Source organism: Geofilum rhodophaeum, from assembly GCF_002210225.1.
Taxonomy (GTDB): domain Bacteria; phylum Bacteroidota; class Bacteroidia; order Bacteroidales; family Marinilabiliaceae; genus Geofilum; species Geofilum rhodophaeum.
Genome location: NZ_MWUJ01000081.1, coordinates 1 through 321, shown reverse-complemented (window position 1 = coordinate 321; position 321 = coordinate 1). Strand labels below are relative to the sequence as shown.

Below are 321 nucleotides of genomic sequence, written 5' to 3'. Positions count from 1 at the left end.
GTCCGAAATTCCTACATCCTCGGTACTACATGCTTAGTCCAGTCTTTACATTCGCTTGCCAGCTGCGGACGGACACGCCACTAACAAACTAGCCTGATTAGATTTAACGCTTCAACCCCAGGCAGGGCATCCACGCGATCTCTTTTGGGTTTGACCTCTCTTGATCCCCGTCCTAAGAGCGGAGGCTAGGGAGAGAGGGCTCTCAGCAGGTTATTAAGCTGCTAAAGCGTAGTTTTCGTCGTTTGCGACTATTTTTTGCGGCTTTTTACGAGGCCAACCGCCCCTCGGCATGCACCTTGGGTTTCGCAAATCCCGTCGAAT

The 321-nt window shown here is 51.7% G+C and carries 1 other RNA gene; it reads right to left on the bottom strand.

Going from position 1 to position 321, the window contains the following annotated elements:
- Positions 1 to 321, bottom strand: a transfer-messenger RNA (tmRNA) gene (gene ssrA, locus B4W65_RS17150); the annotation flags it as partial.